Genomic DNA, 21,643 nt, shown 5'->3' with positions numbered 1-21,643 from the left:
AAAACGATGGAAATTATCACCGATCCGAGCCGCCGCGCCATCGACTGGCAGCGGCTGTGTGAATTGCTGGAGGCCGCCGGGCTGGGCAAGCGCGATCCGCACACCTTGCGGCGCGTTTACCAACACAGCCAGTTTTGCTATTGGGGTTTTATCGGCGACGAGTTGATCGCCACTGCACATGCCATCAGCGATCTGACATCGGTCGCCTACCTGGCGGACGTGGCGATCGATCCGCGCTTTCAGGGACAAGGGCTGGGGCGCAGGTTGATGGATCGGGTGATGCAAGATCTGGCGCCGCTCGGCAAGATTTTCATCTATTCGGTGCCGGAAAAGCTGGCCTTCTATAAAAAGTACGGCTTTCACGATTTGACCACCGGCATGGTGTATGCGGACGGCGCTGCGCTGCAGCGCCTGCAACAAGGAGGCTACGTGCGTTAAACGCGCATCACAAGGTTTTGCTCATAAAGATACGGCGAGTTCCCGGCGGCAAGCAAGGCACTTCACCCATACGCTGCCAGCCATGCCGTTGATAAAAATCCGGCGCCTGAAAGCTTATGGTGTACAACACGGCAGAAAGGCAACCGCGCCGGCGGCCTTCCTGCTCGAAACGGCGCAACAGTTCGCTGCCCAACCCCGCGCCGCGCAGCGCTTCCGGCAGATAAAAGAGCTCGAGAAACAGCAGCCCTAACGATGAGCGTCCGGTAATCCCCCCCAGAACTTCCCCACTGTCGGGATCTCTTACCACCACCGCCAGCGGCAGACGATCGCCGTAGCCGATATGTTGATCATTAAAACGATCCAATCCCTCCGCGATACAGGACGTTATTTCCTGCGTTACCCGCTCGGAAATTTCGATATGACATTTTTTCACGTCGGCTCTCCGTATCAATCATCCACGTTCACACTCTGATTACAGCTTAAAACATCGCAGTTTCTTTGTTTAGAATTATCTTTCTCTCAATTTCAACGTTAATATTTTCATGACTTCAGCGCCGACTTTAGTGACGTTCAAAATAAGTCCATTCATCGTGACAAAACCAAGAAAAATCTTAATTATTAATCCATTAAGCTAAAACAGCCACCGCTATATGATCGTCAAAACCGATTGTTTATCCTATTTTGATAGCCTTAATCTATGTTAATTCCTTTTAATTACCGCGGTATTAATAGAAGATGTCTATTCTATTAGCCTTACCTTGCTTAAAAATTCGGTTGAAAAAAAGATTTACTCTTTATAAATCATGCTAGTATATAACCTTCCCTTCAAAGCTGGCGCCCAGATAACGCTCATTCATTTGCGACGCAAGAAAAGTTCAACATGAAATTATTTAGATTATTTCTTTTTTTATGTTTTAAGATAGCCATCCTCACCGGGAAATAAAAAGTAAAGGATTATAATAAAATGGAAATTGATATTTTTAGCGAGTGCGCCTATACCACCGTCGGCATCCGACAACTCATTAACCAAACCTGGGCGGAAAAACGCGCACCGGCCGGCTTTAGCCGCAAAAGGGTCTGCTTTATCGATGTCACTATCGCCAACTTTGAAGCGCGTTACCGCGATGAATATGCCAACCCCAATACCTACAAAATAATCATTATCACCGACTGCCTGCATGAGATGGTGATTGTCGACAATAAGACCATTATATTATCAAACCTTATATCATTGAGCCGCTTCAGCCACCTGATCGGCGACTTATATAAGCGTTACAGTCACTATACCGAGCCGCCGCAACTCTCTCAGCGCGAATCGCATTTTCTCTCGGAGTGGTCGACGGGAAAATCGCTGGCCGACATCAGCAATGCCATGAATATCAGAAATAAAACCGCCAATCATTACAAATCACGAATCATGAAAAAACTCGGCGCCAGCAGGATAAAACCGCTGTTGCATATTACCCGCGTGCGTTGCTTGACCGAGCGTTTAAACATAAGAATCAATAAAGAGTAGTTCTCCCTCCCCGCTCCGCATTGGCGGCAGAACGCGTTCGCCGGCGTCTTTTAAGCACATCGCCGGCGAAGGTCGCCGTTTCATCAGTTTGCCAACCTCTCACCCTGGCGCCCAATCGTGTCTCGCGCGCATCGTTGTCTGGATCTCGCCGCCGCTTTACTGGCATTATCTCTGCTATCGCCGGGCGGCGAGAAGGCCTAAGACCGCGCCCGCCGCTCAGTATCGACTCGACGAAACAGGTAGCTTTACGCCATGGCAAACAAACCGCAACAAACAACGCTGACGATGTACGGCATCAAAAACTGCGACACCATCAAAAAAGCCCGCCGCTGGCTGGAAGATCGGGGCGTGGCCTATCATTTTCACGACTACCGCGCCGACGGCCTGACCGAACAGCAACTGCGCGGTTTCGTCGCGCAACTGGGTTGGGAGCCGCTGCTCAATACCCGCGGCACCACCTGGCGCAAGCTGGATGAAGCGCAGCGCAACGCCTGTGATAATGCCGACGCCGCCATCGCGCTGATGCTGGCGCAGCCGGCGATCATTAAACGTCCGCTGCTGGACGACGGCAACGGCCACGCCCTGCTCGGTTTTAACGCCGACGCATACCAACAATTTATCGCCGAGGTTGCCGTATGACTTGCCCGGTTATCGAACTGGCCCAGCAGTTGATCAAGCGCCCTTCCCTCAGCCCGAATGACGAAGGCTGCCAGCAGCTGATGATCGACCGTCTGCAGGCGATCGGCTTCACCGTCGAAGCAATGGACTTCGAAGACACCCAAAACTTCTGGGCCTGGCGCGGCGAAGGGCAAACCCTGGCGTTTGCCGGGCACACCGACGTGGTGCCGACCGGCGATGAAACACGCTGGGAAAACCCGCCGTTTGAACCGGCGATCCGCGACGGCATGCTGTATGGCCGTGGCGCGGCGGACATGAAAGGCTCATTGGCCGCAATGGTGGTGGCCGCGGAACGCTTTGTCGCCGCCAACCCGAATCACCGGGGCCGCCTGGCATTTCTGATCACTTCAGATGAAGAAGCCAGCGCCACTCACGGCACGGTTAAAGTGGTCGAAGCGCTGATGGCGCGCAACGAGCGGCTGGATTACTGCCTAGTCGGCGAGCCGTCCAGCACCGAACGCGTCGGCGACGTGGTGAAAAACGGCCGTCGCGGCTCCATCACCGCCAACCTGCATATCCACGGCGTACAGGGGCACGTCGCCTATCCGCATTTGGCGGACAACCCAGTGCACCGCGCCATGCCGGCGCTGAATGAACTGGTAGCGATCGAATGGGATCGCGGCAACGAGTTCTTCCCGCCGACCAGCATGCAGATCGCCAACGTGCAGGCCGGCACCGGCAGCAACAACGTGATCCCGGGCGATCTCTACGTGCAGTTCAACTTCCGGTTCAGCACCGAACTGACTGACGCGATGATCAAGCAGCGCGTGGAAGAGCTGCTGGAACGCCATCAGTTGAATTACAGCATCGAATGGCGGCTGTCCGGTCAACCGTTCCTCACCTCGCGCGGCGCGCTGGTGGATGCGGTGGTCAACGCCGTCGAGCACTATTCTGAATTGACGCCGCAGCTGCTGACCACCGGCGGCACCTCCGACGGCCGCTTCATCGCGCAGATGGGCGCGCAGGTGGTGGAACTGGGGCCGGTCAACGCCACCATCCACAAGGTCAACGAATGTGTCAACGCCGCGGATCTGCAGCTGCTGAGCCGCATGTATCAACGCATCATGGAGCAATTGGTCGCATGATCAACGCAGAGATGCTCACCGGCCGCTCAACCGAACACCTGGCGCCGCTGAGCGGCAACCACCGCCTGCAGCCGCAGGCGGTCAACGCCTTCCTGGCGATGCAGCAGGCGGCGCGTGAGGCGGGATTCGATCTCCAGCCCGCCAGTACCTTCCGCGATTTCGACCGTCAGTTGGCGATTTGGAATGGCAAATTCTGCGGCCAGCGGCCAGTATTAGATAAGGACAGCCAACCGATCGACGTCGCGCCGCTGTCCGCCGCCGAGCGCTGTGAGGCGATCCTGCGCTGGTCAGCCTTGCCTGGCGCCAGCCGCCATCACTGGGGCAGCGATTTGGACGTGTACGATCCGTCGCTGTTGCCGGAAGGGCAAAAGCTGCAGCTGGAGCCGTGGGAATATGAAGAAGGCGGGTACTTTGCGCCACTCAACCAGTGGCTGACGGCGCATATGGCCGAGTTCGGTTTCTATCGCCCCTTTACCGAAGACAGCGGCGGCGTGGCGGTGGAGCCGTGGCATCTGAGCTACCGGCCGCTGGCGCAAGAGGCCGAACATTTGCTGACCCCGGCGCTGTTGCTGGCGGCCTGGCATGATAAGGAGGTCGCCGGTGCCGAATGGCTCGAACGCCATCTGCCCTCGATTTTTTCGCGTTTTATACGCAGTGAAGGAAAGGAGTAGCTATGCAATGGTTAGCTGATTACTGGTGGATTATCCTGCTGGTTCTGGTGGGGATGGTCGTCAGCGGCATCAAGGAACTGCGCCGCGTCGACGTGAAAAGCTATCTGGCCAACAAGCCGGAGATACCGCCGCACCGCGACAACAACGCCCAGTGGGATGACGAAGACGACTGGCCGAAAAAGAAATGACATCAGGGCGCTCATCGGCGCCCTGAGTTTTCAGCGAAAGGCGATCAGCTCGCCGCGCTTGCCGGACAATGCCTCGTCCCAGTAGCGCTGCGGCACGTAATAATGCAGCCTTTCCAGCGCGGCGTTCATCATGCCTTGGTTGATTGCGTGCCCGACGTTTTCCTCCACGTCCAGCGTGAAATCGGCGCCGCCGGCCCGTAACGCTTCCGCCGCCGCGTGAGCGTGCTGCACCGCGATCACCGCGTCCTCTTCACCGTGGATCAAATGCACCACGCTGTCGCCGAAAGCCTGCTCAGGCAACTGGGCGAAACGCCCGCTGAACGCGACCACGCGCCCGGCCAGTCGGGTTTCCGCTTTTAACGCTTCCAGCGCCATGATCGCCCCCTGCGAGAACCCCACCAGCGCCGTGCCGGCATAGCCTACGCCGCTCAACTGCTGCCAATGGCGCACCACCGCCACAAACTGCGGCATCACGGCTGCGATGCGGGCCGCGCGGTTCTCTTCGGTCACGTCCTGCACCGAAAACCACTGGCGCCCGGCGCCGTTGCCAAACGCTTCGGGGCCACCGATGCTCACCACCTGGGCCTGAGGAAACTCTTTGGCGAAGTAACTGCCGATCTCCCCCATCGCCACCGGGTTGTCGCCGACACCGTGAAACAGCAAGATCAGCTGCGCCGCCGGGGTCGCCGGGCTTTGGACAACGAAATGCTCATGTTTCATCGATGACTCCTTAGTTGTAACCAGACCTGGTGCGGCGACAGTCGCCGCCGCACCGCTGACAGTGACTATACGCCGTTGAGAAATCGGGAAAATCGGGTTTTATTGAGCGAGTTATTCAATTTATTGCAACGACTGCGCCCAGTCGCGCCAGTAGCGGCAGTGCTGCGCATTCAGCTGTTCCAGCGCCTGCGCCGTTTCGTGCCGCCAGTAGCGCAGCAAGGCTTTCTGGCCGCTTACGCCCGTCTGCTCCACGCAGGCCGCCGGGGATTGCCGCCGCTGCAGATGGCCGCGCAGCGCGGACAGCGGCAGACTGCTGGCCAACAGCAAACGCTGCAATGCCCCCAGGCTGGCCTCCAGCGGCCGATGGGCGAAAGCGAACCCGGCCAGCTCGCGCCAGTCCTCTTCGCCGAGCGACGTATCGCCGTCGTCGCCCGGGATCGCCAGCGTCAGCTCGATACGCTGCCGCAGCCAGGGCCAGTCACGCGCCAGGTGCTTGTGCGCCGCATGCCGCAGCGCCTCCCCTTGCTCGCTCAGGGGCAAGATAGCCATCGCGGTATAGCAGCCGCTGCTGGCCTCCGGCTTGCTGCCGATGCGCACCAGCTCGAAACCGCAGGATTGCCAAAAGCGCCACAGCGGCTCGGTATAGCCGAAGCTGACCGACAGGAAGTCCAGACCCTGCGCCTGGCAGCGTTGCCGCTCGACCAGCTGACGCGCGATACCCTGCCGCCGCAGCGCCGGCAGCGTCGCGATGCGGGTAATGCGCCGTGACCGCAGCGTCGGCGCCCACCACTGGCCGCCATGCGCCGCCAGCGACTGCGCCACCAGGTTGCCGCGCGGCCGGCGGCGGCCGGCCCACACGTCGTGCGCCAACTCGGCGCTCAAGCCGCCTTCTTCCGCCAGCCACACGGCGCCGACCACTTCCTGTCCGGCCTGCGCCAGCCCGAAATGCATGCCTGGCGCATCCATCAGCCGGCGTAAGTCCAGCGGCGAGGTGCGGTAATGCGCGCTGCTCAGCAGAGCATAGAAACGCGCCAGCCGCTGCGGATCGGCGCACAGTTCACGCTGCTCCGCCTGGCTGTAATCGATCGCCTGGCCGTCCGCCGGCCAGGCGGGCAGCTCGTTGAACAACAGCGCATTGTCCGTTATCCGTTCCAGCGCATCCCCCTGCGCCCAGCGCATCGGCTGTTGCAGGCTCAACGCCTGATAGGACGGCAGCCCGGCGCAAAACTTCAGCAGAAAACCGCGGCCGGTGCCTTCATAGCCCTGCACCGTGGTGGTCAACAGCACGCGAGGAAAATAACCGATCAACTGCTGCAACAGAGGCGCGGGGATCGCCGCCGCCTCATCCACCAGCAGCCAGCCCACCTCACTGACGTCGCCTTCCCGGCACTGCGCCAGCAAGGCATCGGGCGCCCAAAACTGCGCGCGCCCCTGCGCCCATTCCCCGGCCACCTCAGTGGCGGCGCGGCTCGGCCCGGTGATCCAGCAGGTCAGCGGCGACTGCGCCACCAGCATGCCGGCCAGCGTCGATTTGCCGCGGCCACGGGCGGCGGTCAGCACCCACACGCCGGACTCGGCCTGCAGCAGCGCCGTCAAGATCGCCTGTTGTTCCTCGGTCGGGCGGCCATCCGGCGGCTGCCACCCCTCACGCGCCGGCAGCGCGGCCAGCGTCAGGGGCTCATCCTGCCGCCAGATCGTCACTTCGCTGTCATCGGCCAGATGCTGCTGCAGATGATGAATGAAATGCGGCGTGGTGATCGGCTGCGGACAATCGCTCCAGCGCAGACTGTCGCCGTCCGGCAACTGAGGCCATTGCCGCCAGGGCGGCGTCAACAGCAGCAGCCAACTGCCGGCGCGCAATGCGCCGCACAGCGCCGCCAACGCCTCCACGTCCAGCGACTGACCGGCGTCGAACACTGCGTGCAGCCGCTCCTGCCCCAGCAATTGGCGCACCGCGCGGCTCGGCAAAGCCGTCAGGCCGGGCGGCGGGTTTTCCCCCACCCACGGCCAGTCGCCCGGCAGCGTCGCCGCCAGCCGCTGCGCCTGTTCGCGGCACCAGTCAGGTTCACCGCTGAGCACCAGCAGGCGCCGGATGCCCTGCCGCCGCATGAGTTGTTGCGCTGCCTGTAACATAAGGCTGTATCTCAATCCGAAAAAAATGCCGGAGTCAGGCTCCGGCACTTGAGGCGTTAACGGGATGCAAAGGTGTTGCAGGTATTGGGATCGCCGCTGTCGAAGCCTTGTTTAAACCAGGTGTAGCGCTGCTGCGAGGTGCCGTGAGTGAAGCTGTCCGGCACAACGCGGCCCTGGCTCTGCTGCTGCAACCGATCGTCGCCAATCGCCTGCGCGGCGTTCAGCGCCGCCTGCAGGTCGCCCTCTTCCAGCATCTGCTGCTTCTCGGCGTATTTACCCCACACGCCGGCGAAGCAGTCCGCCTGCAGCTCCATTTTCACCGACAGGCGGTTCACTTCCGCCTGGCTGGCGCCCTGCTGCATCTGGCGCACCTTCGGCTCGATGCCCAACAGGTTCTGCACGTGGTGGCCGACTTCGTGCGCCACCACATAGGCCTGAGCGAAATCACCGCCGGCGCCCAGCTTGGTCTTCATGTCCTGATAGAAAGACAGATCGATATACACCGTTCTGTCGCCCGGGCAGTAGAACGGCCCCATCGCCGACTGACCGGTGCCGCAGCTGGTGCGCGTCACGCCGCGATACATCACCAGCTTCGGCGGTTGATAGGTTTTGCCCATGCGCTGGAAAATCTCTTTCCAGTTGTCCTCGGTCGAAGCCAGCACCACCGAGGTGAATTTGGCCAGCTCATCGTCTTTCGGACTGATGCTGGCGCTCTGTTGTTGACCCTGCGGCGCGACGTTACCGCCGTTCAACAGCGGCGACAGATCGATGCCGTAATAACCGGCCACCAGCACCACCACCAGAATGACGATGCCGCCCTTGCCGCCCACCGGCACGCGGAAACCGCCGCCACCGCCGCCCAAACCTGAAGACTGCCCGCGACGATCCTCAACATTGTCACTTTCCCGACGCCCTTGCCAACGCATAAATACACTCCAGATATTTCCCCTGCTCGTTGAAGTTGCGCCGCGATCGTAAGCGCAAAGGCAGCTTCAAGCCTGAGTGGGATAGGTTTTAGTCATCTCGCATCCATCATTATAAATGGTCTGCCGCGGAGGAAATGTAGAAATTTTCTGGAAAAACGCAGAATAGCGGGACGATCCGGCCGGATCGCCCCGAATGGCGGTGCCGACGCTTAGTCGAGTTTCACGCCGATGCGGCGCGCCACTTCTTCGTAGGCTTCGATCAGGCCGCCCAGGCTTTGACGGAAACGGTCTTTGTCCATCTTGTCCAGGGTGTTTTTGTCCCACAGGCGGCTGCCGTCCGGCGAGAACTCATCGCCCAGCACCACTTCACCGTTGAACAGACCGAACTCCAGTTTGAAGTCGACCAGGATCAGGCCGGCGTCGTCGAACAGCTGGGTCAACACGTCGTTGGCGCGGTAGCTCAGCTCGCGCATGCGTGCCAGATGCTCTTTGCTCACCCAGCCAAAGGTTTCGCAGTAGGATTCGTTCACCATCGGATCGTGCATGGCGTCGTTTTTCAGGAACAGATCGAACAGCGGCGGGTTCAGCACCAGGCCTTCTTCGATGCCCAGACGCTTCACCAGCGAACCGGCGGCGCGGTTGCGGATCACGCACTCCACCGGCACCATGTCCAGCTTCTTCACCAGCACTTCGTTGTCGGACAGCAGACGCTCCATCTGGGTCGGGATGCCGGCTTCTTCCAGTTTGCTCATGATGAAATGGTTAAACTTGTTGTTCACCATGCCTTTGCGATCGAACTGCTCAATGCGCTGACCATCCAGTGCTGACGTATCGTTGCGGAACTCCAACACCAACAGATCGGGATTCTCGGTGGTGTAAACGGTTTTTGCCTTTCCGCGATACAGCTCAGCTAGCTTTTGCATCTTACTTACTCCAGTGATGTATCCCCGTTGTCTCCCGAGCGCGGCCCGAAATTAGGGGGTATAGAATTGACCTAATGAATTCTTTGGCGTGCCGGACACTATTGTGCCAAACCTGCGACGCAAACGATACCGTATAGACAAAACAAAAAGGGGCCGAAGCCCCTTTTTGATTAGTTAACGCTGGTTTTGCTGAAGGCTGACTGGAATGCCGCCACCAGTGCGTCGTTTTTCGACTGGGTGAGCGGTTTGCCTTTCGGATCGATGAATTGCAGGCTGGTGCGGTTGTTGAGATCGCCGACCTGCAGTTTGTAATCGCCTTCCGTCAGTTCAGGATCCTTGACGCCCAACGCATCCCAATCGCTGCTGCTCAGGGACTTGTAGGTCACGGCGACGGTGCCCTGCGGACGGCTGCGGTCACCCACTTTCATCCCCAGTTTTTCGAGCGCCGGCGGCAGGCGATCCCACACTACGGTGTACGGGCCGCGCACCACCAGCATCGGCAGGCCGGTGTCATCGGCGCCGCTCTGCACGTCCAGCGCGCCGAAGCGGCTGGCCGTCTGGCTGCTCGCCAGGTTATCCTGCTTGTCCAGGCCTTCGATCAGGGTGTTGATCATCATGCCGTTGTAGCGCTGGATCTCAGACTGATCGGTCACCTGCTCGGTCTTGCCCTGCTGCTGCAGGCCAACGCTTTTCACCACCAGCGCCTGCTGGTAGCCCTGCTGCTGCACGCTGATCTGATAACGGCCTTCGTACTGGTTGTCTTCGTCCAGACGGTTCCACTTCACCCAGTCGGTGGTCAGGGTCTGACCGGCGTCCTGGCGGGAAGCGATCGCGATGTTCTTCGCCTGCAGCAGGCTGACCACGCGCGACCACAGGTTCTGGTTCTGCGGGCTGTTTTCCAGCAGCAGCGTGCCGCTGTCGCCGGCGTATTGCGCGCGCGAACCGCTCAGCAGCGCCAACGGCTGCACCGGCGGACGAATGTCCAGCTGCTTGCCGACGTTGCCTTGCACCGTTGTGGCCGGCACGTCATAGTTGCCGCTCTGCACCGGCAGGATCATGCCGGACGGCGCGTTCAACGCCTTGAGCGGAGCCGCGTCGAGGTAGGCCTCGTCGCCGCTGACCTGGCGCTTGTAGCGCTGATCGCTGCTGCAGGCTGCCAGCATCATCACCAATGAGATGCCCACTACTTTTGCTACCGTCGACTTTTGCAATGAATAAGCCATCAAATTTCCCTTAGAGTTACAGCAAACCGACGCTTTTCAGCGCGCGCTCCACCACCGGGCGGGCGGCCTCGCTCAACGGCGTCATCGGCAGACGCAGCGTATCGGTTGCCATCAATCCCAACGCCTTACAGGCCCACTTCACCGGAATTGGGTTTGCTTCTACAAATAGATCCTGATGCAACGGCATCAAGCGCTGATTTAAGCGGCGCGCTTCGGCAAATTTGCCCTGCGCCGCCAGCGCGCAAAGTTCCGCCATCTCGCGCGCGGCCACGTTGGCCGTCACGGAAATCACCCCTTTGCCGCCCAGTTGCATGAAGTCCAGCCCGCTGGCGTCGTCGCCGCTCAGCAAAATGAAATCTTCATCGTCAACCAGCACTTGGATCTGACTAACGCGACTTAAGTTCCCCGTCGCTTCTTTTACAGCAACAATATTCTTGATTTTCGCCAGCCGAGCGATGGTCGGCGGCAGCATGTCGCAGCCGGTGCGCGAAGGCACGTTATACAGGATCTGCGGCAGTTCGGTGCTCTCGGCGATCGCCTTGAAGTGCTGATACAGCCCTTCCTGCGTCGGCTTATTGTAGTACGGCGTCACCGTCAGGCAGCCCACCACGCCGGTGTTGGCGAAGCGGGTGGTGAGCGCGATGGCTTCGGCGGTGGCGTTGGCGCCGGTGCCGGCGATCACCGGAATGCGGCCGTCGGCCAACTCCAGCGTCTGCAGCACCACGTCAACGTGCTCGTCATGGGCAAGCGTTGCGGACTCGCCGGTGGTCCCTACGGAAACGATCGCCGCGGTGCCACTGGCTACATGATAATCGATCAATTTTTTCAGGCTCGCGCGATCGACAGCACCTTTGTCGTCCATCGGCGTAACCAGTGCAACAATACTTCCCGTAAACATTGGCCGTCCCCTCCACAAACAAGTCACTCATGGTACTTTTGCTGCCTATCCAAAAGCAAGCGCACAACCGCGTTGTAAGCGCTTGGCAGGCGGTTTTTTTTATGTTTACCATGGTAACCCCATTGAGCACGACAGGAAGCGCTATTTTGCCTCAGTCAGACGAACACTATCTCGTGATTACCGCGCTCGGCGCCGACCGCCCCGGAATCGTCAATACCATCACCCGCCACGTCAGCAGTTGCGGATGCAATATCGAAGATAGCCGTCTGGCCATGCTGGGAGAGGAGTTCACGTTCATCATGCTGCTGTCCGGCAGCTGGAACGCCATCACCCTGATCGAATCCACCCTGCCGCAAAAAGGCGCGGAGCTGGATCTGCTGATCGTGATGAAGCGCACAAACTCGCACGAAAGGCCGCCGATGCCGGCCACGGTGTGGGTGCAGGTGGAAGTGAAGGACTCGCCGCACATCATCGAACGCTTTACCGATTTGTTCGACTCCAGCCAGATGAATATCGCCGAACTGGTCTCGCGCACGCAGCCGGCGGACGGCGACCTGCCGCCGCAGCTGTATATCCAAATCACCGCCCACAGCTCCGGCGATCGGGACGCCTCAAATATTGAGCAAGCCTTCCATCGCCTATGTACAGAATTGAACGCGCAAGGCAGTATTAGCGTGGTGAACTATCCACAGCATGACGAGAAAGATGGAGAGTAGTGATGAGCCCATTGAAAGCCGGTGACACAGCGCCGAAATTTAGTTTGCCTGACCAGGACGGTGAGGAAATTAATTTGGCCGACTTCCAGGGACAGCGAGTATTGGTCTATTTTTATCCGAAGGCGATGACGCCGGGCTGCACCGTGCAAGCCTGCGGCCTGCGGGACAACATGGACGAATTGAAAAAGGTCGGCGTCGAAGTGCTGGGCATCAGCACCGACAAACCGGAAAAACTGTCGCGCTTCGCCGAAAAGGAGCTGCTCAACTTCACGCTGTTGTCTGATGAAGATCATCAGGTGTCACAACAGTTTGGCGTGTGGGGCGAGAAAACCTTCATGGGCAAGACCTACGACGGCATTCACCGCATCAGTTTCCTGATCGATGCCAATGGCAAGATTGAAAAAGTGTTTGATGATTTCAAAACCACCAATCACCACGACATCGTTCTGAACTACCTGCAGCAGTAATTCTCACGAAGCGCAGTGGCCTGCTGCGCTTCGTTTCTTCCCAGTCAGTCGGCCTTGTCTTCCACCTCGACCCGCAGTTCATCCGGCCAGGCATGGATCACCGCCTTCACCAGCGTCGCCAGCGGTATGGCGAAAAACACGCCCCAAAAGCCCCACATCCCGCCGAACACGATCACCGACAGGATAATCACCAGCGGATGCAGGTTGACCGCTTCGGAGAACAAAATGGGCACCAACAGGTTGCCGTCCAGCCCCTGCACCACCAGATAGGCGACGATCAGCGTCCAGAAATCGGCGCCGACGCCCCACTGGAACAGCGCCACCACCACTACCGGTATGGTGACCAGCACCGCGCCGATGTAGGGGATCAACACCGAGAAACCCACCAGCACCGCCAGCAGCAGCGAGTAGCGCATGTCCAGCACGGCGAACACCAGGTAGGTCGCCACGCCGACAATCACCATCTCCAGCACTTTGCCGCGAATGTAGTTGGTGATCTGCTGATTCATCTCGTTCCAGACCTGCCCCGCCAGGCCGCGATTGCGCGGCAGCACGCGGCGCACCGCGTTCAGCAGCTGCTCTTTGTCCTTCAGCAGGAAGAACATCATCATCGGCACCAGGATCAGATAGATAGCCAACGTCAGCAGGCCGACCAGCGACGCCAGCGAGAATTTCACCACCGATTCGCCCATGCCGGACAACCGGCTGCGCAGGTTTTCCGCCATCATGTCGATGATGCCGGCATCCACCAGCGCCGGATAACGCTTCGGCAGCGTCGCGGCGAAGTTATAGAACTGGTTGAGCATGCCCGGCAGATCGCTCATCAGATTGATGCCCTGCTGCCAGGCGGTCGGCGCGACGACAAACACCAGCAGCATGGCGACGCCCGCGAACACCAGCAGCATGACGCTCGCCGCCCAGGTGCGCGAACAGCCGATGCGCTGCAGGCGCGCGGTCGGCCACTCCAGCAGATACGCCAGCACGATGGCGACCAGCAACGGGGTCAGAATGCCATGCAAAAAATAGAGAATAAGGAACCCGGCAACCAGGATCACCAGCAGCGCGATGGCCTGAGGATCGGTGAAGCGGCGGCGGTACCACTGTAATAACATCTCCAGCATCAGAGCGGGCTCCTTGAGATTTGGCGGGCGGGCATGGCGATTCCTGTGATAGGCCTGATTAAAGCATAGATAGAATGGGCGCACGCGGGATGTGCAAAGCACTCAGAGTACTCAAAGTTCGCCATACATCAACAGCGATCTGGCTGATTTTATCGCGCGGGCAGGCGATCGACGCAAAAATCCGCAGACGCGGCGACTGGCGCGATGAGCGGCCCCGAACGGGGCCGCGGAAGATTACAGCGAAGTAACGATAGAAAGGGGCGAACCGACCGCCAATGCGAACAACAACACACAGCCAATCGCGATCGCCGCCGCCAGATCATTTTTCATTGTCCCGTCCCCTGATGCTTAAACTGGTTATCGTCACGAACTCTGTCGGTTCTACGTTCACGGCCTTTTCTGATGCACGTCATTAAAAACCCCCGCCGCGGCGGGGGAGAAAACGTTCTGGTGCATCAAGTGTTACAAGGAGGTCATGAGGGATTGCTAACCCTAAATGACTATTTCAAGCTAGGATTATTCTCAGAGCATGGCAAGCGATCGCGTCGAGGTTATCCGCACTTTGAGATAAACCTCATAAAAAAATCCCGCACGGCAGCGGGATGAAGGGATGATAACGTCATGAATTTTTTATGCGGACAATGAGGCGGTATTGTCGTCATTTGGCGACAATACCGCGCCGGCACGGTGGTCACAAGGGAAATTTGGCCACGGTGAGGAAATCAGAATTTCGCCAATGCCCGCGCTCGTGCGCCCGTCAGCATCAACGAAAAAATGGGATTTTCGTCAGACAGCCACCGGGCAAAAACCGGTAGCATGGCCGATATAATCCCAAATGCCGTAGGGGGAAAAATGAACAGCAAACCGTGTGAATTTGATGAAGCCATCTGTCTGGCGATCGGGCGTGGCGTTTGCGAAGTCGTAAAGATAGGAGATGAAATCAGCGTCTTCTCCCTGTTGGAAGCCATCGAGAGCTTCATCGAACGGCAGGCGCTCAGCGAAAGCGAAATCGCGGCGGCGGACGACGCGCTGGATTTGATCAGCGGTTTGGTCCGCCGCCAGTGCTGACGCCTGTTACGAGGCGCAGCCGATGAGCCGTTGCTCTACCGTGACGCCGGGCATCATTTGCCGTAAACCGGCAATCAATTCGTCGCCCGCCTCGTGCAGCGCCGTCAACGGCATCGCCGGCAGGCTCTCCAGGATGAACCACATCCGCTCGGCCTCGGCGCTCAACCGGGTTCTGACCCCCTGGCGCCAATTCCAGCGGCGGCAGGTCACGCCGCGATCGTCGCGCCAAACCACCTCCCCCGCCTCCGGCGATTCATGGATCAGCGCCCCCTCTTTGACGGTATCAAACAGTTCGCTGCCATCCGCGACGATCAGCCGCGGCTCGCCGACATAGGCCGCGATATTCTCGCCCCCCACCGGCACTGCATAACGAATGCTGACGGCGTTATAGAGATCGACGACCGGATCGATGCTGGGCATCGTGCCGTCGCGCAGCGCGCGCTTGCGCAGGGCGTCGGCGGAACAGGGCGTACGCTTGGGTTTGGCGCCAAACTGCATGAACACCTCGCGCCAGGCCGTGAGATGCGCCTCTGCCCAGGGTGCGTCTTCCTCGCCGAGGGCGCGACAGGCTTGCGCCAACGCCAATGCCCCCACGTCCGGATGGGTTATGGGAGCCGCAACCGCGGTAATGCTTAACGCCCGGAAACCGGGTGCCAGCGCAGCGACGGCCGGATCGATTGACGGATCGACTAAAATCATTGAATAATCCTATATTGACCATTTTATTTCATAATATTGACCGATGAACGCCAAAGTCAACAGACCGACCGAGTTCGGCGCCGACGTGCAAACCGTCAGCGAAGCGGTGTCGCACCGCATCAAGCAACAAAGAAAAAGCCAAAAGCTATCGCTGGATGAGCTGTCGCGCCGGGCGGGCGTCAGCAAAGGCATGCTGGTGGAGATCGAGAAAGGCGCCGCCAATCCCAGCATCGCCATCCTGTGCAAGCTCGCGGCGGCGCTGGGTCTGTCGGTGGCGGACATCGTCAACGTCACCCGCGCGCCCGCCGCCTACCTGATTGAAAACCAAGATATTCCCACGCTGTGGCATGGCGATCGCGGCGGCTCGGCCCGTTTGCTCGCGGGCACCCAAGGCCCGAACATGATAGAACTGTGGCGGTGGGAAATGGCGCCGGGGGAAGCCTATGCATCGGGCGGCCACCCGACGGGCACCTTCGAGCTGCTGCACGTTGAGCAAGGCGTCTTGAGCCTGGCCGTCGAACAAACCGAGCTCATGATTGCGCCGGGCTGTTCGGCGGTCGCCAAAACGGACGGCCCGCACCGGTACGCCAACGAAGGCGAAGACACGCTGATTTTCACCATGACGGTCGCCGAATTGCACGCCTGAACGGCGGCCCTGACCTGAACGCTTGCACAGGAGAAGAACCATCATGACAACCCCTGCCCCACGGGAGTGGCGGCGTGCGGACTATCTCGTCAGCACCGATCCCGTTCTGCTGGATCTCGATGCCATCCACGCTTTTCTGACCCGTTCGTCATGGGCGGAGGGAATCGATAAAGAGACCGTCCGCCAGTCGCTCGCCCACAGCCTGTGCTTCGGTTTGTATCACGAGGCCAGGCAGATCGGTTTCGCCCGGCTGGTCACCGATTACGCCACTTTCGGCTATCTGTGCGACGTGTACGTGCTGGAAACGTACCAAAAGAGCGGGCTGGGCCTATGGCTGGCAGAATGCTGCCAGGCCCATCCGCTGATGGCGACGCTGCGGCGAGTCATGCTGGTCACGAGCACCGCCCCCTGGCTCTACGAAAAAGTGGGCTATAGCGCCATCAACCGCCCCGACTTTGTCTGGCAGATCGCCCGGCCGGACATTTACCGACGGTAGCGCTATTTCAGCGCCTGCTCGGCCAGCAGCCCGAGGGCGATGACGATCATCGCCGCGCCGGAAATGCGCCCCACTACCTTCGCGGCCTGCGGGCGCGTGCGTAGCACCGACTGCGAACCAAACCCCACCAGCAGATACACCAGGCCGCAGCTGATCAAATGCACGACGCCCAACGCCAGCATCTGCATCGGCACCGACCATTCGGCTCGGGCGTCGGTAAACTGCGGCAGCAGCGCCAGAAATAGCAGAAACACCTTGGGGTTCAAGCCGCTGACGCACACGCCCTTGCCGGCCCAGCGCAGCCAGGAATCGGAACGCTGATCTTCACCGGCGCCGGGCACTGGCGGGTGCAGCAGCATGTTGAAACCGATCCACAACAGATAAGCCGCCCCCAGCAAGGTGAGCGCCGTCAGCGCCAGCGGGTTGCCGACCAGCAGCGCGCCGACGCCCGCCACCACGATCGCAATCATCAGCAGGTGGCCAAACAGCAAGCCGGCGACGGCGGGCACCACCACCCGGCCGCGAATGCCCGCCGAGATCACATAGGCCCAATCCATACCTGGCGTGATCACCAACAAAATCGACACCGCCCAAAACGCGGCGAAAAGAGCGAGCGTCATGCCAGCGCCCTCTCAAACGCGCCGCGCCACATCGAACAGAGAACCATTGCGCTTTCCTCGTGGAAGAAGAACGGCCTCCGCCTGCCGCGGCGGCCGTAAAACCGTTCAACAGATGGCAAGAATATCCTCATGACGTTAAAATGTGCTTTCAATTACTTGCCTGAAATCGGCATAAACGGGGAAATTTTTCCAAATGGATAAGATTGATCGCAAGATTCTTGCTGAACTGCAGGCCGACGGCCGTTTGTCGGTGACCGAGCTGGCCGAGCGGATCGGTTTGAGCGTGTCCCCCTGCCACCGCCGGGTGCGGGCATTAGAGGAGTCCGGGGTGATCAGGGGTTACCGCGCCCAGCTCGATCCCGGCAGCCTGGGCTATAACTTTTCCGCCCTGGTGTTCGTCACCATGCGCGAAGGCGATCGCCGCGCCGTTGAAACCTTCGAAAACGCCATGGTGGACATTCCGCAGGTGGTGCAGGCACAGCGGCTGTTTGGCGACCCCGACTATCTGTTGCACGTGATCGCTCGCGATCTGCCCGCCTTTCAGCAGCTTTATGACGAGAAACTCTCCGCCCTGCCGGGCGTGCAACGCCTGAGCTCCACGCTGGTGATGAAAACCGTGGTGCCGGAGCGTTCATTCCTGCCGTTGGGAAAATGACGACGGGAACGTTGCCGCTCCCGTTTTGACGACCTTAAGGCACAATCACGAAATCCGGATTGGCGATGGCGAACAGCGCCTCGCGATCCGCCGCCGGTGGATAAATCCACTGCGTGTTGATCTCCTGCTTAATCTTTTTGCCTGCCTGACGGGTAAAGCGCACCTGGCGCTCCCAGCCTTCGGTATACAGCGCCCCCCAGGGGCCCAGATCCAGACAGGTCACATACTTCGGCTGGCTGTACGGGTGCGTCGGCAACCCCGCCAGCTCCGCCGCCGCATTGTGGCCGGCCACGCGGCCAAGGCTCAGCGCATGCTGGCAGGTCATCAGGTTGTGGTTACCGAGATCGTCGGTCGCCGCCTTCACCGTATCGCCGGTCACGAAAATGCCCGCCGCCGCCGGCGCGCGCAGGAAGGCGTCGCCGATCACCCGGCCGCTGCCGTCGCGCTCGCCGGGGATTTGCTCGGTCAGCGGGTGTGCACGCACGCCCGCCGCCAGGATCACCGTGTTGGCGGCGATGCGCTCACCGTTCGACAGCATCACTCCCTCAGCGTCGATGGCCGAGACGCGCAGGCCGGCCCGCGCTTCCACACCGCACTCCGCCAGCGCCTGGCGAATCACCGCCCCCGGCTCCGCGCCCATTCCGGCGCCCACTTCCGGCGCGCTATCGACGATCACCACGCGCACGTTCTCGTCTTTGCCCAGCGCATCACGCAGCCGTTGCGGCATCTCTGCTGCACTCTCCAGGCCGGTCAGCCCCGCCCCCACCACCACGGCGGTGTTGCGCGCCGGCGTCGACGGTTTGGCCGCCAGCGCTTTAATATGGGCATCCAAACGCTGCGCGCTTTCCAGCGTATCGACGTTGAAGCCGTATTCGGCAAAGCCCGGCACCGCAGGCACGGACAGCCGACTGCCGGTGGCCCACACCAAACGATCGTAGGCCAACTCCAGGGGTTCCCCCGCCGCCGGCGCCACCGTGAGCGTTTTAGCAGCGGCATCGATACGCTCTACCGTCCCGGCCAGGTGGCGCACACCGACTACGGCAAGCTGCGCGGAAATGTCCGGGTTCATGTTTTCCAACACGGCTTCATACAGGCGCGGCCGGATGGTAACGGTTGGCGTCGGTGAAACCATGAGCACCTCGATATCGTCATGCTTACCGGCAAGGGTAATGGCGCGCATGGCGGACACGGCGGCCCAAAAACCGGCAAAACCGGAACCGGCAATCACTATTTTCTGCGTCATGGGATGACTCCTTCATACAGGGTTAACCGGGCGACAAGGCTGCCCGCAGTTTTTTCGGATGAACGATGCCGTTCCGCTCCCGTAACAGGGTGCAGAAGACCCGCCCGCCCCTTCCGAAGAGGCGGGAAAAAGTGTGTTTCGCTTTAAGGAAAGGCGGCGATTAGGTCTTGGCGCGCGCCGTTTTGCCGCTGCGCGCGGTGCGTTCCGTCATGCGCTCGTCGAGCCAGAGGTTGACCTCGCCGAAAAAGCCCTGCGGCGCTTTGCGGCCAAAACGGGCGGCGACGGCGCCGAGGGTCTGCGCCGCCAGCGCATCGCGCATCGCCTTCTCCGCCTGCAGCATCACCGCATGGATAGCGCATTTGCCGGAGACCGCCCAATCCGGCGGGGAATCATCGAACACCGCACAGCGCCCGCGCACCTCTTGGCAATCGAACAGCGGCTTGTGCCCCTCGATGGCGTCGATAATTTCCAGAAAACTGATCTCATCCGCCGGACGGGCCAGCCGGTAACCGCCGCGCACCCCTTCGCTGGCGGCGACGATCCCCGCCTTTTCCAGCTTGGGAAAAATCTTGGCGAGAAAGCTGGGGGAGATGCCTTGCAGCTCGGCGAGTTCGCGGCTGCTGAGCGCGCGCTGGTTATCGCCGACCAGCCACAGCAGGCAGTGAATGCCATATTCAACGCTGGTTGTGATGTACGCCATATGTCCGTTTTCGACCGTCAGTGAATCTTCAATAACGCAGACTATATGAGTCTGCGTTTATCTTGTCAATAAAACACAGACTAAGCTTGTCTGTGTTTTATTAAAAATGCATGTCGCCAGCGACAAAAAAGCGCCCTTCAAAATGAAAAATAAAACTTTTTTGCTCGATTCGCGCTTGGCTAACGTTTCCTTGTCGCCTGCGGCTGACTATGATGTGATGGGTGCCGCCGCCGCGGTTTGTGAGCCGCCGCACTTTCGCGCGGATTGCGCCGCGGGAATAAAGAACTCTTGTCTGCTGCTGACGTCTTAGAAATGATTATTTAAGGGAAACGCCTGACTATGACCAACCGGTTGACCAAAACCGCGTTAGCGGTGCTGCTGCTCAGCACGCTGAACGCCACCGCCCTGGCGCCAGCACAGGCGGAAAGCCAGGACCAGTTGCCGGATATGGGCACCTCCGCCGGCGGCACCCTGAGCATCGGACAAGAACTGGCGATGGGCGATTTCTATGTGCGCCAACTGCGCGCCAGCGCCCCGCTGATCAACGATCCGCTGCTGAGCCAATACATCAATCAGCTGGGCAACCGGCTGGTGGCCAGCGCCTATTCGGTGCGCACGCCGTTCCATTTCTATCTGGTGCGCAACGACGAGATCAACGCCTTCGCCTTCTTCGGCGGCAACGTGGTGCTGCACTCCGCGCTGTTCCGCGTCAGCGACAACGAAAGCCAGCTGGCTTCGGTGCTGGCGCACGAAATCTCGCACGTCACCCAGCGCCACCTGGCGCGCGCAATGGAAGATCAACAGCGCAACGCCCCGCTGACCTGGGTGGGCGCGCTCGGTTCCATTCTGCTGGCGATGGCCAACCCGACCATGGGCATGGCGGCGCTGAGCGGCACCATGGCCGGCACCCAGCAGGGCATGATCAGCTTTACCCAATCGAATGAACAGGAAGCCGACCGCATCGGCATTCAGGTGCTGCAACGCGCCGGTTTCGATCCGGAAGCCATGCCCGACTTCCTGCAGAAACTCTCGGATCAGTCGCGCTACGCCTCCAAGCCGCCGGAAATGCTGCTGACGCACCCGTTGCCGGACAGCCGCCTCTCAGACGCGCGCAACCGCGCCAACCAGATGCCGAAACACATCGTGCAGTCTTCGCAGGATTACCTGATGGCCAAGGTGCGCGCACTGGGCATGTACAGTTCGGAAGGCTATGGCCTGAACGAAGAGCTGCTCGGCTCGCTCAGCAAGGGCAACGTGCGCGAACAGGCGGCCGCCAAATACGGCCGCGCCATTCTGTTCTATGAAGCGAAAAAATACGACGACGCGCGCAACATCATTCAGCCGATGCTGGCGCAGGATGCGAAAAACGTCTGGCTGATCGACCTGATGACCGACATCGATCTCGGCCAGAAACGCGCGCCGCAGGCGATCGCACGCCTGCAGGCGGCCAATGCCGCCCAGAACAACAACCCGGTGCTGCAGCTCAACCTGGCCAACGCCTATGTCGAAGGCAACCAACCGGCGCAGGCGTCGAAGATCCTGAACCGCTACACCTTTGCCCATCCGGACGATCCGAACGGCTGGGATCTGCTGGCGCAAGCCAGCGCCGCTCAGGGGCTGCGCGATGAAGAGCTGTCGGCCCGCGCCGAAAGCCTGGCGCTGACCGGCCGGCTCGATCAGGCCATCGGCCTGCTCAGCAATGCCAGCTCGCTGCAAAAACTCGGCAGCCTGAAACAGGCGCGTTACGATGCGCGCATCGACCAGCTGCGCCAACTGCAACAGCGCTTCCGCCAATACCAGCGCAGCTGATTCA

Annotated in this window: 25 protein-coding genes; 13 read left to right on the top strand and 12 right to left on the bottom strand. The window is 60.2% G+C overall.

Annotated elements, in window-relative coordinates; all coding sequences use genetic code 11:
• Positions 1-6 precede the first annotated feature (6 nt).
• Positions 7-438 (top strand): GNAT family N-acetyltransferase, encoded by a 432-nt coding sequence (locus ACJ8PL_RS22415; protein WP_004941740.1) that lies wholly within the window; start codon positions 7-9, stop codon positions 436-438.
• Positions 439-445: 7 nt separating this feature from the next.
• Here the strand turns inward: ACJ8PL_RS22415 and ACJ8PL_RS22410 are convergent, their stop codons facing one another.
• Positions 446-871 (bottom strand): GNAT family N-acetyltransferase, encoded by a 426-nt coding sequence (locus tag ACJ8PL_RS22410; RefSeq protein ID WP_004941737.1) that lies wholly within the window; start codon positions 869-871, stop codon positions 446-448.
• 531 nt (positions 872-1,402) lie between these two features.
• On the opposite strand from ACJ8PL_RS22410, the gene ACJ8PL_RS22405 reads away from it, so the two are divergent.
• The 5 genes from ACJ8PL_RS22405 to ACJ8PL_RS22385 all read left to right on the top strand — a co-directional run bounded on the left by ACJ8PL_RS22405 (position 1,403) and on the right by ACJ8PL_RS22385 (position 4,576).
• Positions 1,403-1,954, top strand: a complete 552-nt coding sequence (locus ACJ8PL_RS22405) for a LuxR C-terminal-related transcriptional regulator (protein WP_033639677.1) — start codon at positions 1,403-1,405, stop codon at positions 1,952-1,954.
• Positions 1,955-2,206: 252 nt separating this feature from the next.
• Positions 2,207-2,593 (top strand): ArsC family reductase, encoded by a 387-nt coding sequence (locus tag ACJ8PL_RS22400; RefSeq protein WP_033634178.1) that lies wholly within the window; start codon positions 2,207-2,209, stop codon positions 2,591-2,593.
• Positions 2,590-3,717 carry a succinyl-diaminopimelate desuccinylase gene (gene dapE / locus ACJ8PL_RS22395; protein ID WP_016926745.1) on the top strand — a complete coding sequence of 376 codons (1,128 nt, stop codon included), beginning with the start codon at positions 2,590-2,592 and terminating at the stop codon, positions 3,715-3,717. Before ACJ8PL_RS22400 ends, dapE begins: the two co-directional genes overlap by 4 nt.
• Positions 3,714-4,388, top strand: a complete 675-nt coding sequence (locus ACJ8PL_RS22390) for a M15 family metallopeptidase (protein WP_016926744.1) — start codon at positions 3,714-3,716, stop codon at positions 4,386-4,388. The genes dapE and ACJ8PL_RS22390 overlap by 4 nt, the downstream gene beginning before the upstream one ends.
• Positions 4,389-4,390: 2 nt before the next feature.
• Complete coding sequence (locus ACJ8PL_RS22385; RefSeq protein WP_004941720.1) at positions 4,391-4,576, top strand: YpfN family protein; 186 nt, start codon at positions 4,391-4,393, stop codon at positions 4,574-4,576.
• A gap of 30 nt (positions 4,577-4,606) precedes the next feature.
• On the opposite strand, the gene ypfH is transcribed toward ACJ8PL_RS22385, so the two are convergent.
• The 6 genes from ypfH to dapA form a co-directional block, all read right to left on the bottom strand.
• Positions 4,607-5,296 carry an esterase gene (gene ypfH, locus ACJ8PL_RS22380; RefSeq protein WP_016926743.1) on the bottom strand — a complete coding sequence of 230 codons (690 nt, stop codon included), beginning with the start codon at positions 5,294-5,296 and terminating at the stop codon, positions 4,607-4,609.
• 120 nt (positions 5,297-5,416) lie between these two features.
• On the bottom strand, positions 5,417-7,429 hold the full coding sequence (locus tag ACJ8PL_RS22375; protein ID WP_261465625.1) for a tRNA(Met) cytidine acetyltransferase TmcA: 2,013 nt from the start codon (positions 7,427-7,429) through the stop codon (positions 5,417-5,419).
• A 56-nt stretch (positions 7,430-7,485) separates the two neighbouring features.
• On the bottom strand, positions 7,486-8,355 hold the full coding sequence (ypfJ, locus tag ACJ8PL_RS22370) for a KPN_02809 family neutral zinc metallopeptidase (protein WP_048325299.1): 870 nt from the start codon (positions 8,353-8,355) through the stop codon (positions 7,486-7,488).
• Positions 8,356-8,564: 209 nt separating this feature from the next.
• The gene (gene purC / locus ACJ8PL_RS22365) at positions 8,565-9,278 is read right to left on the bottom strand and encodes a phosphoribosylaminoimidazolesuccinocarboxamide synthase (protein WP_004941708.1); all 714 of its coding nucleotides are present in this window, start codon (positions 9,276-9,278) and stop codon (positions 8,565-8,567) included.
• 170 nt (positions 9,279-9,448) lie between these two features.
• A complete protein-coding gene (gene bamC, locus ACJ8PL_RS22360; RefSeq protein ID WP_015378707.1) occupies positions 9,449-10,501 on the bottom strand; it encodes an outer membrane protein assembly factor BamC in 1,053 nt (350 codons plus the stop codon).
• 16 nt (positions 10,502-10,517) lie between these two features.
• Positions 10,518-11,399 carry a 4-hydroxy-tetrahydrodipicolinate synthase gene (gene dapA, locus ACJ8PL_RS22355; RefSeq protein WP_004941701.1) on the bottom strand — a complete coding sequence of 294 codons (882 nt, stop codon included), beginning with the start codon at positions 11,397-11,399 and terminating at the stop codon, positions 10,518-10,520.
• A 110-nt stretch (positions 11,400-11,509) separates the two neighbouring features.
• On the opposite strand from dapA, the gene ACJ8PL_RS22350 reads away from it, so the two are divergent.
• Together ACJ8PL_RS22350 and bcp are read left to right on the top strand one after the other, a co-directional pair.
• Positions 11,510-12,115, top strand: a complete 606-nt coding sequence (locus ACJ8PL_RS22350; RefSeq protein WP_369783268.1) for a glycine cleavage system transcriptional repressor — start codon at positions 11,510-11,512, stop codon at positions 12,113-12,115.
• 2 nt (positions 12,116-12,117) lie between these two features.
• Positions 12,118-12,582: a thioredoxin-dependent thiol peroxidase gene (gene bcp, locus ACJ8PL_RS22345; protein WP_015378709.1), complete on the top strand. Its 465-nt coding sequence runs from the start codon at positions 12,118-12,120 to the stop codon at positions 12,580-12,582.
• Between the two features lie 44 nt (positions 12,583-12,626).
• Here bcp and ACJ8PL_RS22340 read toward each other — a convergent pair whose 3' ends face one another.
• Positions 12,627-13,703, bottom strand: coding sequence for an AI-2E family transporter (locus ACJ8PL_RS22340; RefSeq protein ID WP_016926738.1), 1,077 nt, complete (start codon positions 13,701-13,703; stop codon positions 12,627-12,629).
• Positions 13,704-14,555: 852 nt separating this feature from the next.
• Between ACJ8PL_RS22340 and ACJ8PL_RS22335 the strand changes: the two genes are divergently transcribed.
• Entirely contained in the window at positions 14,556-14,771 is a 216-nt protein-coding gene (locus ACJ8PL_RS22335) for a hypothetical protein (protein ID WP_049299947.1), read from the top strand.
• A 6-nt stretch (positions 14,772-14,777) separates the two neighbouring features.
• On the opposite strand, the gene ACJ8PL_RS22330 is transcribed toward ACJ8PL_RS22335, so the two are convergent.
• Complete coding sequence (locus ACJ8PL_RS22330) at positions 14,778-15,470, bottom strand: B3/B4 domain-containing protein (RefSeq protein WP_197755490.1); 693 nt, start codon at positions 15,468-15,470, stop codon at positions 14,778-14,780.
• Between the two features lie 43 nt (positions 15,471-15,513).
• Between ACJ8PL_RS22330 and ACJ8PL_RS22325 the strand changes: the two genes are divergently transcribed.
• A complete protein-coding gene (locus ACJ8PL_RS22325; protein ID WP_097101561.1) occupies positions 15,514-16,116 on the top strand; it encodes an XRE family transcriptional regulator in 603 nt (200 codons plus the stop codon).
• Between the two features lie 43 nt (positions 16,117-16,159).
• Positions 16,160-16,612, top strand: coding sequence for a GNAT family N-acetyltransferase (locus ACJ8PL_RS22320; RefSeq protein WP_016926733.1), 453 nt, complete (start codon positions 16,160-16,162; stop codon positions 16,610-16,612).
• Positions 16,613-16,614: 2 nt separating this feature from the next.
• Here ACJ8PL_RS22320 and ACJ8PL_RS22315 read toward each other — a convergent pair whose 3' ends face one another.
• Positions 16,615-17,232, bottom strand: a complete 618-nt coding sequence (locus tag ACJ8PL_RS22315; RefSeq protein ID WP_004941674.1) for a LysE family translocator — start codon at positions 17,230-17,232, stop codon at positions 16,615-16,617.
• Positions 17,233-17,425: 193 nt separating this feature from the next.
• Here ACJ8PL_RS22315 and ACJ8PL_RS22310 point away from each other — a divergent pair, with 193 nt between their 5' ends.
• Positions 17,426-17,887 carry an Lrp/AsnC family transcriptional regulator gene (locus tag ACJ8PL_RS22310; RefSeq protein WP_004941672.1) on the top strand — a complete coding sequence of 154 codons (462 nt, stop codon included), beginning with the start codon at positions 17,426-17,428 and terminating at the stop codon, positions 17,885-17,887.
• Positions 17,888-17,921: 34 nt separating this feature from the next.
• On the opposite strand, the gene ACJ8PL_RS22305 is transcribed toward ACJ8PL_RS22310, so the two are convergent.
• Both ACJ8PL_RS22305 and ACJ8PL_RS22300 read right to left on the bottom strand, forming a co-directional pair.
• Entirely contained in the window at positions 17,922-19,130 is a 1,209-nt protein-coding gene (locus ACJ8PL_RS22305; RefSeq protein ID WP_079450417.1) for an NAD(P)/FAD-dependent oxidoreductase, read from the bottom strand.
• Positions 19,131-19,290: 160 nt separating this feature from the next.
• Positions 19,291-19,830, bottom strand: a complete 540-nt coding sequence (locus ACJ8PL_RS22300) for an RrF2 family transcriptional regulator (protein WP_004941666.1) — start codon at positions 19,828-19,830, stop codon at positions 19,291-19,293.
• 339 nt (positions 19,831-20,169) lie between these two features.
• Between ACJ8PL_RS22300 and ACJ8PL_RS22295 the strand changes: the two genes are divergently transcribed.
• A complete protein-coding gene (locus ACJ8PL_RS22295) occupies positions 20,170-21,639 on the top strand; it encodes a beta-barrel assembly-enhancing protease (RefSeq protein ID WP_004941664.1) in 1,470 nt (489 codons plus the stop codon).
• Positions 21,640-21,643: the final 4 nt, after the last annotated feature.

The organism is Serratia sp. CY83965, assembly GCF_052166375.1.
GTDB classification, from domain to species: domain Bacteria; phylum Pseudomonadota; class Gammaproteobacteria; order Enterobacterales; family Enterobacteriaceae; genus Serratia; species Serratia marcescens.
The sequence above is the reverse complement of the archived record's forward strand: the minus strand, read 5'-3'. Positions and strand labels throughout refer to the sequence as shown.